At 38.8% G+C, this 15,186-nt stretch carries 11 protein-coding genes; 3 read left to right on the plus strand and 8 right to left on the minus strand.

Annotation, left to right across the window (positions count from 1 at the left end):
* Nucleotides 1-6: 6 nt before the first annotated feature.
* The 4 genes from NMK93_RS10350 to NMK93_RS10365 form a co-directional block, all read right to left on the minus strand.
* Nucleotides 7-1,644 carry a glucoamylase family protein gene (locus NMK93_RS10350; protein WP_254527142.1) on the minus strand — a complete coding sequence of 546 codons (1,638 nt, stop codon included), beginning with the start codon at nucleotides 1,642-1,644 and terminating at the stop codon, nucleotides 7-9.
* Between the two features lie 59 nt (nucleotides 1,645-1,703).
* Nucleotides 1,704-3,128: a RagB/SusD family nutrient uptake outer membrane protein gene (locus NMK93_RS10355; RefSeq protein WP_185212130.1), complete on the minus strand. Its 1,425-nt coding sequence runs from the start codon at nucleotides 3,126-3,128 to the stop codon at nucleotides 1,704-1,706.
* Between the two features lie 18 nt (nucleotides 3,129-3,146).
* Nucleotides 3,147-6,248 (minus strand): TonB-dependent receptor, encoded by a 3,102-nt coding sequence (locus tag NMK93_RS10360; RefSeq protein ID WP_254527144.1) that lies wholly within the window; start codon nucleotides 6,246-6,248, stop codon nucleotides 3,147-3,149.
* A gap of 406 nt (nucleotides 6,249-6,654) precedes the next feature.
* On the minus strand, nucleotides 6,655-9,513 hold the full coding sequence (locus NMK93_RS10365; protein WP_254527145.1) for a triple tyrosine motif-containing protein: 2,859 nt from the start codon (nucleotides 9,511-9,513) through the stop codon (nucleotides 6,655-6,657).
* A gap of 86 nt (nucleotides 9,514-9,599) precedes the next feature.
* Between NMK93_RS10365 and ispE the strand changes: the two genes are divergently transcribed.
* Nucleotides 9,600-10,406 carry a 4-(cytidine 5'-diphospho)-2-C-methyl-D-erythritol kinase gene (ispE, locus tag NMK93_RS10370; protein WP_254527147.1) on the plus strand — a complete coding sequence of 269 codons (807 nt, stop codon included), beginning with the start codon at nucleotides 9,600-9,602 and terminating at the stop codon, nucleotides 10,404-10,406.
* Between the two features lie 116 nt (nucleotides 10,407-10,522).
* On the opposite strand, the gene NMK93_RS10375 is transcribed toward ispE, so the two are convergent.
* Entirely contained in the window at nucleotides 10,523-11,257 is a 735-nt protein-coding gene (locus NMK93_RS10375; protein ID WP_254527152.1) for a TIGR00730 family Rossman fold protein, read from the minus strand.
* Nucleotides 11,250-12,092: an ATP cone domain-containing protein gene (locus NMK93_RS10380; RefSeq protein WP_254527155.1), complete on the minus strand. Its 843-nt coding sequence runs from the start codon at nucleotides 12,090-12,092 to the stop codon at nucleotides 11,250-11,252. Before NMK93_RS10380 ends, NMK93_RS10375 begins: the two co-directional genes overlap by 8 nt.
* 118 nt (nucleotides 12,093-12,210) lie before the next feature.
* On the opposite strand from NMK93_RS10380, the gene NMK93_RS10385 reads away from it, so the two are divergent.
* Together NMK93_RS10385 and NMK93_RS10390 are read left to right on the plus strand one after the other, a co-directional pair.
* Nucleotides 12,211-12,504 (plus strand): DUF2892 domain-containing protein, encoded by a 294-nt coding sequence (locus NMK93_RS10385; RefSeq protein ID WP_185212136.1) that lies wholly within the window; start codon nucleotides 12,211-12,213, stop codon nucleotides 12,502-12,504.
* 67 nt (nucleotides 12,505-12,571) lie between these two features.
* On the plus strand, nucleotides 12,572-13,255 hold the full coding sequence (locus tag NMK93_RS10390) for an NAD-dependent deacylase (RefSeq protein ID WP_254527156.1): 684 nt from the start codon (nucleotides 12,572-12,574) through the stop codon (nucleotides 13,253-13,255).
* A gap of 186 nt (nucleotides 13,256-13,441) precedes the next feature.
* Here NMK93_RS10390 and NMK93_RS10395 read toward each other — a convergent pair whose 3' ends face one another.
* Both NMK93_RS10395 and gdhA read right to left on the minus strand, forming a co-directional pair.
* The gene (locus NMK93_RS10395; RefSeq protein WP_254527158.1) at nucleotides 13,442-13,687 is read right to left on the minus strand and encodes a hypothetical protein; all 246 of its coding nucleotides are present in this window, start codon (nucleotides 13,685-13,687) and stop codon (nucleotides 13,442-13,444) included.
* A 78-nt stretch (nucleotides 13,688-13,765) separates the two neighbouring features.
* Nucleotides 13,766-15,100, minus strand: coding sequence for an NADP-specific glutamate dehydrogenase (gene gdhA, locus NMK93_RS10400; RefSeq protein ID WP_185212139.1), 1,335 nt, complete (start codon nucleotides 15,098-15,100; stop codon nucleotides 13,766-13,768).
* Between the last annotated feature and the right edge of the window lie 86 nt (nucleotides 15,101-15,186).

A 15,186-nucleotide genomic window follows, 5' to 3' on the forward strand; every position in this document is an offset into this window, starting at 1 on the left:
AATATATTAAATGTTAGGAGAATTAAACCCTAATTTCTTTAATCCGTTTTTTACTTCTGGACTCTTCATCAATAAGTTCCAGATTAATTTACTGCGGTGGTTCTCAATCCCTATGATAATAGGCCCCTGATTGATTGCGATGTAACTTTCCGCAAACCAAGGCTCATCCAGGGAGAAGCCATCCTTGAAACCATATTGGCCCCATAATTTGTCACCAAGCTTATAATAAAAGAACTCCATGGCTTCCATAGATTCTTTTGGTGTAAATGCCATGGATGTCAATGCAGCTGTTGGACTGATGATCCCTAGATCATTGCTGGGTGACATCGCTGAATATCCATTAGGGATATCACCTGCTGTAAGACCCCAACTACTTGCAGAATACCCATAAAATCCTTTCGGGTTTGAAATACAATAAGCTCGGTTAATTAATGTCTGGTTTTTCACCTGTACCTCATAATCGGCATAAGCATCTTTTAATCCCATTGGATTGATTCCAAGAAAACTATATTGTGCTGTAAAAAGCGGTCCACCTTGATCTGGACCTAAAGGTAGTTCCATCTCAAAGAAACGCTTTCCATTTTTCATCTGTCCATTTCTAGCCCATCCTTCATCATAAACCTTTTTATCAATACTGAACTTATTGCTTCCAGCCGACAATACATAAGTGATCAATGATTCATTCCATCCTTGAACCTTCAGGTTCATATCCCAATTATGGTTAGGACTCCAATGCCAAAAGAGAACATTCTGCCCGTTCTGAAAGAAATTCCATTCCACCGCTTGGTATAAAGCATTGATATCAGCCGTTAAATTGGCGTCTTGAAAATATTCCCTAGCGACCATTAGCCCTTGAAAGAGTAGGGAGGTCTCAACAATATCAGCGCCATTATCTTTCTCACTAAAAGGTTGGGTTTTTCCTGTCCCACCTTGGTACCAATGCGAAAAAGCGCCATGATATCTATCCGCTGTCTTAAGAAAGGAAACAATTTTCTTGGTTCTTTCCAATCCTTCCGATTTACTGATAAAGTTCCTGTGAATCCCAGTTACGATAGCCATTAAACCAAATCCAGTTCCTCCAATTGTAACTGTTTCAGTAGAGCTATTTCGTTCCCTGATCATACCAGAGCTAGGATGTGCAAAGGTCCAGAAATAGTTAAAGGTCTGCTTTTGAACCAAGGTCATTAATTCATCCTGTGAAATCCTCTTGAACTTGTCAGAAGGGTCAAACGCTGTGTTGAATGAATAGTTGTATTGTTGGTTTAAGGGATTATTAGCATTGCTTTTCAGGGAATTCTTTACCAATACTTCATATTTGGATAGAGGGTTTAATGCTTTAGTCGGAGTAATGGAAACCTTTTTACCTGCTTCAAGTAGTTTTACAGTGCTTGAAATTGTGGATTTATTGGCATCCAAAATCTGAATGGAGTTATTTAGATCTTGATTCGAAACATTCTCATCAAACTCAAGAATAAATTCAGGCTGAAGCTCAATTCCTTTGGAAGCAATTTGCAACACCTTATTTCCGTTGCTAACAGAAGTCAGTGCAAAACTGGTACTAGAAGGTTTATCAGGGGCTTCGTTTTTAGAACAAGCCATGAAAACTGAACTGAACAATAAAATAGTGGAGTATAGATTTCTCATGCTTGAAAGTGGTAATAGAAGGGAAGATCCGAAGACCTTCCCTCTAATTGTATGAAAATTTACCAGCCAGTATTTTGAACCATATCTGGTGTCTGAATCAATTGATTATCTGGAATAGGGAACAGATAATGTTTAGCAACGAACGGTTTGCCGGCAGCTTTCATCGCTGCTTCGGCTTGTTTGGTCCTTACCAAATCAAACCAACGATCATGTTCCATAGCCAACTCTAAACGACGTTCCTTCCAGATCGCTTGACGGATGGCTACTTGGCCTGAAGCTGTTGAATTAGCCAGCTTAACACGAGAGCGAACAGCATTCAAAGCTGTCAAGGCTTCGGATGTATTGCCCAATTCATTGGCAGCTTCTGCTTTGATTAAGTAGATTTCACCTAAACGTAAGTACCTAAGGTTTTTATCTGTATCGCCAGCTCCACCATTTGCAGATGAATAGGCCTTTTCGTTGTACATTTCATTCTCGGTATTTCCGATTAGTAAACCATCAAACATGGTTTCATTTCTGAAAATAATGGTAGCATCGCGGCGGATATCATCTTTCTCCGCATTGAAAGCATCCAATAAGTTTTGAGACGGTGTATTGAATCCCCAACCAATTCCAGCAGCTCCACCACGTGGACCTTGAGTTTGCGAGTATTGTTGTATACCGTGGGCAATTGAAGACCCTCTAGCCTGAACTTCGAATAGAGATTCGGACCCGTTTTCACCTGCAAGTCTCCAGATCTTGGCGTAATCAGGCTCTAAAGAATATTCTCCAGAACTAATTACTGCTTGTGCCAAATCAAATGCTTGCTGCCATTTTCCTTGATATAGATATACCTTAGATAATAATCCTTGAGCAGCACCTTTAGTAGCTCTACCCAAATCTTTAGCGGCATATTTGGACTTATCAGGAAGGTTATTGATTGCAAACTGAAGGTCAGCTTCAATGTATGCATACACTTCAGCCTGAGGAGCCCTAATGATCAGGTCTTTCTCCTGGATAGGAACATCGCCCCAGCCACGAACTAACCAGAAATAATTCAAAGCTCTCAAGAACCTTGCTTCACCGATATACCTGTTTTTCAAGGTTTCATCCGTCAAACCATATTCTTCTGTGTATTGAATGGAATTGGTCGCTCTACCTATAGACTTGTACCATTGTTCCCATAAAGCTGCAAATGAACCAGCAGTAGAGGTGTAGGTTAGGTTATCTAAGATATCTTTGTCACCACCAGTATCTGTAGGTGAAGAACCTTTATCTGAATTATCCGAAATGATTTCTGTAATCCCCAAGAAGGAGAATCCATAATTCCAGTCCGTGAACATCCCATAGATACCATTCACTAATACTTCGGGAGAGTAATTTTCATTACTGTCTTCAGCTTCAATTACTTCCTGGGATGGCACGTCTAAAAAATCCTTGGAACAGCCAGTCATCAAAAGACCTGCAGCTGCCAATAATGCTATATTTAAATTTCTAAATTTCATGTTGTCGTCATTAATTAATTAGAACTGAACATTGATACCAAACAAGAAGTTTCTTGTAGTAGGGTATGCCGATAACTCAATACCTGAAGTCAATGCAGGATTACCATCGCTAGCAATCTCTGGTGAGAAACCAGTGTACTTGGTAAACATAAATGGATTCTGCGCTGTGAAATATAACCTCATGTTTGAAGTAGAGTTATATAACTTTTTGAAGGTATATCCTAGGGTAATGTTATTGATCCTGAAATAATTACCAGACTCTAAGTAATAACTAGAAGCATATGAATCTCTATCAGCTCCTGGATCGGTGTTAGATTTGTTATCTGCTGTCCAACGGTTGTTGAAAGTATCCTCAGTGATGTTTTCACCACCATTGATCCTAGTTCCTTTCAATGCATTGTAGATCTTGTTACCTGCAACACCATATCCTGAAAGGGAGAAATCAATCGCTTTGTAGTTGATACCTAGGTTCACACCGTAAGTAGAAGTTGGCATATACGATCCGAAGAATACTTTATCCCTGTTGTCGATTACACCATCATCATTTTGATCCTTATAGCGTAAGTGACCAGGACGAGGGGTACCATATTTTGCATTGTTCGCAATTTCATCGGTATTTTGCCAAACACCATCGGTCTCCCACATCCACCAACCGTAGATTGGCTGCCCAGATTTGATCTGCTTAGTGATCTGACCATTCGCAAGACTACCACCGATAGCTCCGTCATAAGCTGCTTTTACATCAGTCAACTCATTGTGGTTGTAAGAGTAGTTAACTCCGATATTGTAATTAAAGTCCTCAGAAACAGAGTTAGCCCAGTTTAAGATCACTTCAATACCTTTGTTTCTTACCTTACCACCGTGATCGTAGAAGTTATTGGCGAAAGGAGAGTTCAAGATTGGCTGAACGTTCATCAGTACATTTGTATTCAACTTGTTGTAGAAATCTACGGAACCCGAAAGTTTTCTATTGAACATTTCAAAATCCAAACCTACACCAGTTTCTTGAGTTTTCTCCCAAGTCAATGGTAATGCAGGGCTACCAAAAGCTGCTCCTAATACTAGGTCTTGACCAGGGCCAAATACGTAGTTGTAGTTTGAACTTCCTTCAGCAGTCAATAATTGAGAAACGTTCAATGGAATATCTTGGTTTCCTAATACACCCCAGTTTGCTCTTAATTTCAAGAAATTCAATACGGTATTGTCTTTCATGAAATCTTCATTGGAGATGGTCCAACCTAAACCAAATGAAGGGAAGGTCGCATAGTAGTTACCTGTGTTTCTGAATACACTTGATCCATCACGTCTGATGGTCGCTGTTGCATAATATTTACTGTTGTAGTTATATTGAACACGACCGAAATAAGAAGCTAATGCTCTTGGTGTATAATAAGTTTGGTTCAACACCTTGGTATAATCTGCTGAAGCCATGTCTATGTTCCAATATTGCTCCAAAACAGGCAGGTCATATCCAGTTCCTGAAAGCATATTTGAAATATTAGATTTCTCCCTAGAGAAACCGGCAACTGCGTTTACTTGATGACCATTGAAGTTTTTGTCAAATGTCAAGAAGGTTTCCCATTGCCATCTGAAATCTTCGTTCTTTTTGTACATCAAGCTGTTGTTTGCATATTGAGTGACATTTGGATTGTCATTTTTCAATTTATTGAAATCAGCCTCTGTACGAAGTGGATTGCCATTTAACCATGCATCTTTGATATCAGTAAAAGATCTTTCATTGCTGAAGATCTTAGTTCCACCGATACGTGAATTGATCTTTAAGAAATCAAAGATTTGATATTCCGCTTCGATACCACCTTGAAGACGAGTATTGTTCAACAATTGATTAGCTCTTTGGATTGCATAAACAGGGTTACCGATCGAGTTCAAGTTACCAGTAGTTTCACCAGGTTGAGTTTGGTATCCAGCAACACCAGTTGAAGAATTGTAAATTGAAGTACCATAACGACCGTTGTCAAACATAACTGGAGCCAATGGAGTCTGACGGTAGGCATCATTAAATGCACTGAAAGGTTTTGGCGTAGATTTATTGAATGAAAGGTTTAAGGTTTGGATAAACTTAAGTTTGTTATCCAAAAACTTGTAGGTATTGTTGTTTCTAATGGTATTTCTAGTGAATTTAGAACCGTCGATAATACCTTGTTCAGTGAAATTATTTGCACTGAAGAAATAGTCTACAATTTCAGATCCACCAGAAATATTGATGGAGTTATTGAATACGGTACCATTTTGCAAGATTTCATCAAACCAATCCGTATTATTTGCTTGGTTTGCCGCCAATAAAGTACCTCTTCCGATTCCCTGAATATTTTCGTTATAATATTGGATATATTGGGAAGCATCAGCCATCTTAACACGGTTCAACATGTTTTTCATACCTGCATAGCCCTCGTAGCCAATCTTAACAGAACCAACTCTACCTTTTTTGGTAGTAACCATGATTACACCGTTCGCAGCACGAACACCATAAATGGAAGCAGAAGAAGCATCTTTCAATACGTTAATGGATTCGATGTCTGCAGGGTTGATTGAATTAAGGTTATCAGTTGGGAAACCATCCACGATATACAATGGATTTCTTCCCCCTAATGCTGTTCCTAGACCGCGGATAGTAACTTGTGGGGTAGAACCTGGAGCTTCTGAAGCTGTTACGTTCAAACCAGCTACTTTACCTTGAATAGACTGCATAGCTGACATGGCTGGTTGTTTCACGATTTCTTCAGCCTTAACGCTTCCAATGGAACCCGTTAAGTCTACTTTCTTCTGTGTACCATAACCGACAACCACAACCTCTTCTAAAGCCATGTTCTCGTCGTCTAAGAAAACATTGATTTGATCTTTGTCGCCAACTGCGATGCTTTGCGACACGTATCCTATAAAAGAGAATACCAATGAATCAGTAGGGCTAGCCTCTAAGCTAAAACGGCCTGCCTCATCCGTCTGAGCTCCTCCTGATTTACCACTTATAGAAACGGAAACTCCAGGCAAAGCAATCATGCTTTGGCTGTCCTTTACCGTACCTGTAACGGTTTTGCTTTGACCGTATAGCCATGTAAAGCTGATAAGGAAAACAAAGGTCAGTGTAAATAACTTCCTCATATAACAAATGGTTTAATTGAGTGAATAATGTTTAGTAAGTAAAAAAGTGTTTGTTCACTTAACAAATATGTGATGTATAAGTTTGTAATTAAAATAATCCATATATACATTACTACTACATTCAATTTTTACTTGCTCATTTAAATGTTATATAAAAGTTATATATTTGATAACTAAATGTTTAAAACAATCATATTCATCACAAGTTAATTAAGTTAGTGTATAAATAACACATAATTGATATTAGCGTAATGATGTAGTGATGTAGTACTGGAAAGTAAATATTTAACAAATATTTCAAGTGTTTTTAGCAGTTCATATGCTAAAAAAGAGCAGCATTTTAGCAAATGAGTGGTTACTCATTAAGAAATTTAGCTAATGAAAATGAAATAAAAGGAGGGATGCCTTACAGTTCCAAAAGGAATTCAGTAAGGTTCTTATTGGTAGGTAAATTCAACTTCTTTCGCAGTCTATACCGGCGGATTTCGACGCCACGGGTACTGATGTTCAAGAGAGAAGCTATTTCCTTGCTGGACATATTTAACCTTAAATAAGCGCATAACTTCAGGTCATTGGGAACCAAGCTAGGGTATTCAGATTTAAGCTTCTTAAAGAAGTTCTCATGCGCTTCATTGAAGCTCTTCTCAAACAGATCCCAGTCCCGGTCATCACTATGTGCTTCATCGATCAGTTTATTTACCTTTCGCAATTGATCGTTGCTCAATTTGTTCCCACTGGAGTCATTTAGATTGGTCAGTTCATGATGCAGATTATTGAGCATCTCATTCTTATAGACAATGTTCATGGCCGCATTGGCCAATTCCCTGTTCTTACTTTCCAATTCCTGTTCCAATTGCAAGTTCTTCAAGGAAATCAATTTTTTCTCATTGGCAGCAGCCTCACGAGCCATACGTTCTTCTTGTTCTTCCAATAATTTCTTCTTGACCTTTCGCTGATGCTCCAACAACCTGTTTTCATACCATTTCTTACCGAAGTATATCACAGCAGCTAATGCAATGAAATAAGCTAGAATAGCAGGCCAACTCAGGTACCATGGCGGTAATACTTTAAATGAGACAGAGGTTATCTCAGATTTTATACCATTAGGAGTAATAGCCCTGACCTGAAAGGTATAACTTCCAAAGGGTAGATTGGTGAAATCCTTAAATGCAATTTCCTCCCATGTAGACCAAGATTCGGTATATCCTTCCAGATAATATTGGTACTTCAATGCTGAAGAGGAATACCAAGTTGACGCAAAAGAAAACCTGATATTATTTTCCTTATTCGGGATCTCAAGTTCATCATAAATTGAATAAGGATCAGATGTAGTGTTCCAAATACTTGTAATGATAGGTTTAGGGATGTTTTGCTGAACGGGATATTGATTGAAATACAAGGCAAAGCCGTTATCCAAACCAATTAGAGAGAGGTTTTCATCCACATTTAATACCTGCTCATAATCGTTCATCATACGGCCTTTCAGGGAATTCCATGAACTGGAATCAATCTTTAACTTGCCATCGCTTAGAAACTGTATTTTGGCCAAATGCGACTTCTTGATAAACCAATAAGCATTATTATGGATAGGGATTATTTTATTTGCGGAAGCAAAACTAGCCAATTGGCTGTTCAGTTCTTCATAGGGTTTGAAAGCCCTTAGGATATTGTCAAATAAGTAAAAACCGGAATCACTTGCAAAAACAATATTATTGGCCAAATTATAGATCCCATGCAATTTGCTGCCTTTTGGCAAGCCATTATTCTCTAATTTAAATTCTAATGCATCTTGATAGTTTGGACTTAATTTAAAACTGAAAACATTCTGTGAGTTACTCAACCAAAAGCTTTCAGGTCCAATCTGCATTATATTCCTAATTGGGTCCTTTTTATAGGAAAACTGTTTTACAAAGCTTGCAGAAGGATCACTCTGCATCAAACTCACACCCGTATAATTAGCTTGAAGCCAATATTTAGAATCTCGCATGGAGACAAAATCCCAAGCACCGGTAACCGAAGAAACCTGACGCATGCTATTTCCCTCAACCACAAATGTTCCATTATTGTGGCCACAGATCAGTTGACCTTTGATATTGGCCAATTTCCATACCTGACCTTGGGAATTGGGCACGATCCTAAAATTTAAAGACTTATAATCATTGACCCCTTGCCAATCACTTACAAAGAGGCCTTGATTGGTGCCAAGATAGATCTTGTTGTCAAAGATTATCGAGCTGTAGACCGTACCGATATTACCCGTCAGGTCTGAGTAGTAATATAATGGGCTATTGATGTCAATCCGATCAATGCCATTGTCTAGTCCGACCCAAAGATTGGATTGCTTATCTACGGCTAAGCTGAGGACCGTATTGTTCTGCAGACCATTGTTTTTATTAATATGCTGAACAATTTCGCCGGCTTGATTGACAATGATGACTCCATTTTGAATGGTACCAAATGCATATTGGTTTCCAAAAAGCTTGACTGCATTATTGATCTGATATTTTTTCAGCAAGTCCTGGGCTTCGGTTCTCCAAGGCTCCATGCTACCATCGGCATTCATCTTGTAAACGCCATTGCGATCAGTCCCGATCAGTACTTCATTGGAACTATAGGGAAGCATAGCTAAAATATTATATCCTAATAGCTTATGTTTATCTTTTATCGCAATTAACTTGCTATCATTGAGTTCATGCAAACCAGAAGGGAGTTGCTCAAAATACATCTTCCCGTTTACCTGGAAGCCAAATAAAAATGGCTCGCCATCAGCGGTGATGGTCTTGATCTGGTTGTTTTGATAGAGGTAACTTTTGGAAAAGGTATGGAAATAAATCTTATCACCATCAATGATGATCCGCCATATTTCATCATTTTTTAATGCCTGTTGATCGCTGACCAATCCGGATAAACTGCTGTATTCCATTTTCCCATAGTCGGATCGGCTCCAATAGCCAAATTCCCCAGCTCCACCTACAAATATCCTTCCTGCGGGATCAATATTTACGCTGCGTAGACCAGCATGGTTTTTCATCCGATAAAGTTCCCATTCCTGGCCATCGTATTGAAGAAGACCTTCTGTATTCGCTGAATAGATCATTCCTTCCGGACTCACGGCTATGCCCCAGTTTTGGTTTCCCGCGTGGTAGACAGTCTTACTGTACTGCTGCACATAAGGAGAACCGACACGCGGAATATTCTGACCATTTGATTCGACAAAATGACCAACAATAAATAAGATAACTAGGAAATACTTCAGCAACTTCATATTCTTAAGGACCAAATATAACAAAAGCTACTCATGAACATTAAAATTCTCATTGGCTACTTAAGGGAAAATCATTTAATTTGTATATGCTGAAGTTCGCAAACGCTAAAATTAACCTTGGTTTACACATCCGTAGCAAAAGGCAAGATGGATACCATGAACTGGAAACCATATTCTATCCAGTACATATCTATGATGTCCTTGAAATACTGCCGGCAGAAAAACTGGAACTCCAGATCTGGAATTCTGATCTCCTTGCGGATGATCAAAACCTTTGCCTTAAAGCTTTCCGTTTCCTGCAACAGGACCACCATATAGATCCTGTAAAAATTCATCTATTGAAGAACATCCCTATTGGTGCAGGTCTGGGCGGTGGATCTTCAGATGCCAGCTCAACCTTAGAGCTTTTAAACGATTACTTCAAGTTAAACTTAAGCAAGGAAATCCTGAAGCAATATGCAGCAAAGTTGGGAGCAGACTGTCCATTTTTTATTGATAATAAGGCCATGTATGCGGAAGGGATTGGAACCGAACTCAGCGAGATCCAACTCGACCTAAGTCCATACAAGATCATAATAATCAAACCGGAAATTCACATCTCTACGGTTGAGGCATACAGCAGGGTCAGTCCTATGGTTCCAAGTGTAGACTTGCGAGAAGCGATAAAACTTCCTATTCAAGAATGGAAATATCATATCATCAATGATTTTGAAATTTCCCTCTTTGATCGCTACCCATTAATAGGGGATATTAAAGCAAAACTTTACGAAAAAGGAGCTATCTACGCTTCAATGAGTGGGTCAGGTTCATCAGTATTCGGGATATTTGAAGAAAACGTAGACTTAAATGAATTAAATAAATACGGAAAAGTTTTTATGCCAGTTGAATTATAACATCGTAATCCACTGGCATAAACACAGTTCTTTACAATCTCCAAATCAGTTTGAAAGTAAACATTTAGAGATGCCCCAAAGTCTAAATACTAAATACCAGCTACTAAGTACTACAATTAAATAGCCTTTTTCTCGCCCAATATCCAATTTGGTTTTGGTTCCTTAAGCTTGATGATCTTATTCGTGTCTGCATACTTCATGATATGCAGGGCAGCTTCAGTGATATCATCCGTAAACAATAATAAGTCTTGATCCTCTGGACTGATCGTTTTTGCCTCGATCATCATATCGACATGTTCCTTGATGTTTTTATGATAATCCATGCCCATAATAACGATTGGAAATTGAGAGATCTTTTTGGTCTGTATAAGGGTCAGGGTTTCAAAGAATTCATCCAAAGTTCCAAAACCACCTGGCATAATGACAAAAGCAAAGGAATATTTACGGAGCAATTCTTTTCGGACGAAGAAATAATCAATATTTACAAACTTATCCATGTAAGGATTGTGCTTCTGTTCATGGGGCAATACAATATTGCAGCCCACTGAATTTCCATCCACGTCCTTTGCACCCCGATTGGCCGCTTCCATTATCCCAGGGCCGCCGCCAGTCATGATGGTAAAACCTTGGTCAGCTAATTTTGCAGAAAGCTCCCGAGCCTGAACATAATAGGGATGATCTTCTCCAAAACGCGCAGATCCAAATACGGTGACACATGGACCAACGAAATGTAAGGTCCGGAATCCTTTCATAAATTGAAATACAACACCGATGGCATATTTCAATTCATTCCATCTACCTCGAGCACCTTTTAGGAAATTGATTTCCTCACGTACAAATTTATTACTCATGTTCTAATGGGCTATTAATTAACTCATTTGCCTCTTTCAGGATAAGTTTTTGTTTATCCTTTGCCACTTGGATTTTATCCAAGATTTGGGGAGACTTAACCAGGTCCTTAACTAAAATACATTGAAATTTCAACAGCATCGCTTTATCTTGTTCCGATACATTGGTCAAGCAGGTCACCGGATATTCCGCATTGCTATCAACACGGGTCTTCAAACAACTTCCTTTAGGATAATCCCATGAAAGTAAGTTTACATTGTAATATTTTCCGAAATCAATGGAATCGCTGGTAAGGTATGCGTTTGTCACCAACCAACCATCCGTAAACTCATGGTCTTGGTTGAAGAAACGATAAGATATTCCCGTAATATCCTCTTTTCTTGATTTAAAGTACATGGGGGTAGTCACGGAGATCTTGGCGTCGGTGTCATTCCTGAACTTACACTCTATGGCCAACATTTCATCGCCTTTTAAGGCAACTACATCAATTTCGTGGCTTACGGCATGACCTTGAACGGTCTGGCCGGTTACAGCCTCGTAGCCATCTTCTTGGAATAACCTCGCGATCCATTTCTCAAAATAGAAGCCTTCTGGCCCCAATTCACGAATAGCCCGTTTCAGACTATATCGTGCGGCATAGGAATTCTTCTTGCCTCTAAGGGCATTAAATGCCATTTCGTATAATTCTTTGGTAGGTATCCCATCATATACCGAACCTTTGATAGATTCATAAACCATATTGACTACTTGTTCATTGGCTCCAGATCGGGTTAAGGAGCGACGTAATGCTGTTTCGTCGAAAGGTACCAGCTCACCTGAATATTTTTTTACGCGCATTTTTTTCTTTTCTGCCTGAATTTACAAATATTAATGTCCTAAACACAAAATTTATACCTAACTGGAAACATTTTAATTTTTCAATCGTTATATTGTAGAGGAATAAATTTCGAAAATTATGAGCGGTATTTTAAATTTTGCAATTGACAAAGTAAAAACTAAACTAGAAGAATCCTGCGAATATGGTAATGTGGGAACATCAGAACGTATATTATCAGTAATTGCTGGCGGTTTCATTATCGGTATGGGAGCTAGAAAGCTTCTCAAAAACCCGATTACAGCTTTCTCTGGAATTACACTGGGGGGCGCACTTGTACTGAGAGGTGTCACGGGTAGTTGCCCAATCAAGGAAGCTATTGAAGAAAAGAAACCCGAAGCTACAGTTATTGAGCATAGATATTTTGTGAAATAATATTCACAATTCATTTTATAATCGGTTTCATTTTATAATGAAACCGATTTTTTTTAATCCATTTTCCATGAAAAAAATAGTTGTATTTACAGGTGCTGGAATATCCGTAGAGAGTGGCCTGCCAACATTTAGGGGTTCAGATGGACTCTGGGAAGGCCATCGCGTAGAGGATGTCGCTACTCCTGAAGCCTGGGAAAAAGACCCTGAATTAGTTCAAAATTTCTATAATAAAAGAAGGTCAGATTGTTTGGCAGCAGAACCTAACCATGCCCATAGAAAGCTGGCCGAACTGGAGAAAGATTATGATATCACCATTATCACCCAGAATATTGATGATTTGCATGAGCGTGCGGGAAGCAGCAAAGTGTTGCATCTACATGGACAGATCAGGAAAGGACAGTCATCCATAAATCCAAATCTTATCTATGACATCAACGGGACGGATATTAAGGACGGGGACCTATGTGAGCTCGGTTCTCAATTGCGCCCACATGTGGTCTGGTTCGGAGAAGCAGTTCCAAATATGAATGAAGCTTATAAAATAGCAAGGCAGGCAGATGTCTTCATAACCATTGGAACATCCCTGCAAGTCTATCCTGCAGCAAACCTGATCTACGAAACTAAACCGGACTGCAAACTTATCCTTATCGACCCAAATGCTGAGCAATATCGCGTACCACCAGTAGTACTGAAAATATCCGAAAAAGCGAGTGTAGGAGTGGATTATTTGGCGAAATATCTACCCAAATAATATTTTGTAACAACATATAACTATACTGTATTTCAGTATTTTATATTATTTATTTAAATGTTAGGTTTTACTAAAATATAAACTAGAACATAAAAAAAACCTGAATACCAAATAATATTTGGTATACAGGTTTTTAGTTTTTTAACAACTACGTAATCTGATACTTACGTATATTATATCAACTTATTATTGATGTTTGTTGTAGGTTTCTATAATTGCAGCTCTCATCTGAACAAAGAGGTCAAGAACCTTCTTCATAAACTCTTCATCAAGCATTTCAAACAAGCCATTGACTCCGCCAACAACATCTACTTCGGCTATTTTATAGGATTGCTCCAAAGTCCCTTGTTCAAACTTGATGATAAACTTTTGGTTCATCCCGAAGATGCTGATCTTACAGTCAGGATGTGGCAACTCAGCTAGTACTCGCATATCTTTTCTTATGTATATTAAATAAAAAAGTTCTGGTTTATATAGACCAGAACTTCAAAATTATAAATTATTACTATTCTAAACGACTCCTTGGGCTTTCATTGCTTCCGCAACTTTTATAAAGCCTCCAATATTGGCACCTCTTAAGTAATTGACATAACCTGTCTGTTCCTTACCAAAACGGACACAGGTCTTATGGATGTTCTCCATGATCAATTTCAATCGATGGTCTACTTTTTCAGGAGACCACTGTTGGCCAATGGCATTTTGCGACATTTCTAAACCAGAAACCGCAACACCACCCGCATTAGCGGCTTTACCAGGACCAAAATGGATCTTTGCCTGATGGTAAACACGGATTGCTTCGGCAGTTGAAGGCATATTGGCACCCTCAGCAACGATAGTACAACCATTCTTAACTAATTTCTTGGCATCGGATTCATTTATTTCATTTTGCGTAGCACATGGTAATGCAATATCACATTTAAACTGCCATGGGTTTTCCTTAGCATGATAGGTTGCTGAAGGATATTTTTTGCTGAATTTTCCTAGATCACGGCCTAAAGTCCCCAAATAAACCAGTTTCTCTATCGTGAATCCATCTTTATCATATATTGTCCCCTGGCTATTTGATAAAGTAATCACTTTTGCACCTAATTGAATGGCTTTTTCCGCAGCATAGTAGGCTACATTTCCAGCTCCAGAAATACTGATTGTCTTTCCTTCAATGCTTTCGTTATTGTAGTCCAATACACATTGCACGAAGTAGAGTAGACCATAACCCGTAGCTTCTGGTCGTATATATGAACCTCCCCATTGTGTTCCCTTTCCGGTCAACACGCCTGAGAAATTATTCTGTAATCTTTTGTATTGACCAAATAAATACCCAACTTCTCTTGTTCCTACACCGATATCGCCTGCAGGGACATCCGTTTCCGAACCGATATGTCTTTGCAATTCCGTCATGAAGCTTTGGCAAAAACGCATGATTTCATTGTCCGATTTACCTTTAGGATCAAAATCAGAACCTCCTTTACCACCGCCAATTGGCAAACCCGTCAAGCTGTTCTTGAAAACCTGTTCGAAAGCCAAGAACTTCAAGATGCTCAAGTTTACATCCGGTGCAAATCTCAACCCGCCTTTGTACGGCCCGATTGCTGAATTCATCTGAACACGATAGCCACGGTTAACTTGAATCTGGTTCTTGTCATCCAACCATGCCACGCGAAAGGAAACAACACGTTCTGGCTCGACCATACGCTCCAGGATCTTGAGATCAATAAAATCTTGTCTGTTTTCAGTGATATAGGGAATTAAATCCTCAACTACTTCGGTAACTGCTTGTAGAAATTCAGGTTCATTTGGATTACGCTGATCTACTTGTTTAATGAAATTCTTAAAATTAAGGGACATTTATTATTAAATAATTATTTGATTCAACGCAATATTACCAAAAATTCCAGAAAAATGCCAATATTTTATGTTTTTAATCAATGCAT

The sequence above is a fragment of the Sphingobacterium sp. LZ7M1 genome (genome assembly GCF_024296865.1).
In the GTDB taxonomy this organism is placed as follows: domain Bacteria; phylum Bacteroidota; class Bacteroidia; order Sphingobacteriales; family Sphingobacteriaceae; genus Sphingobacterium.

Bases quoted from the DNA above. Each gene is read 5' to 3' on its own strand.
- NMK93_RS10350 (WP_254527142.1), bottom strand. From the start codon at position 1,644: ATGAGAAATCTATACTCCACTATTTTATTGTTCAGTTCAGTTTTCATG.
- NMK93_RS10355 (WP_185212130.1), bottom strand. From the start codon at position 3,128: ATGAAATTTAGAAATTTAAATATAGCATTATTGGCAGCTGCAGGTCTT.
- NMK93_RS10360 (WP_254527144.1), bottom strand. From the start codon at position 6,248: ATGAGGAAGTTATTTACACTGACCTTTGTTTTCCTTATCAGCTTTACA.
- NMK93_RS10365 (WP_254527145.1), bottom strand. From the start codon at position 9,513: ATGAAGTTGCTGAAGTATTTCCTAGTTATCTTATTTATTGTTGGTCAT.
- ispE (WP_254527147.1), top strand. From the start codon at position 9,600: ATGCTGAAGTTCGCAAACGCTAAAATTAACCTTGGTTTACACATCCGT.
- NMK93_RS10375 (WP_254527152.1), bottom strand. From the start codon at position 11,257: ATGAGTAATAAATTTGTACGTGAGGAAATCAATTTCCTAAAAGGTGCT.
- NMK93_RS10380 (WP_254527155.1), bottom strand. From the start codon at position 12,092: ATGCGCGTAAAAAAATATTCAGGTGAGCTGGTACCTTTCGACGAAACA.
- NMK93_RS10385 (WP_185212136.1), top strand. From the start codon at position 12,211: ATGAGCGGTATTTTAAATTTTGCAATTGACAAAGTAAAAACTAAACTA.
- NMK93_RS10390 (WP_254527156.1), top strand. From the start codon at position 12,572: ATGAAAAAAATAGTTGTATTTACAGGTGCTGGAATATCCGTAGAGAGT.
- NMK93_RS10395 (WP_254527158.1), bottom strand. From the start codon at position 13,687: ATGCGAGTACTAGCTGAGTTGCCACATCCTGACTGTAAGATCAGCATC.
- gdhA (WP_185212139.1), bottom strand. From the start codon at position 15,100: ATGTCCCTTAATTTTAAGAATTTCATTAAACAAGTAGATCAGCGTAAT.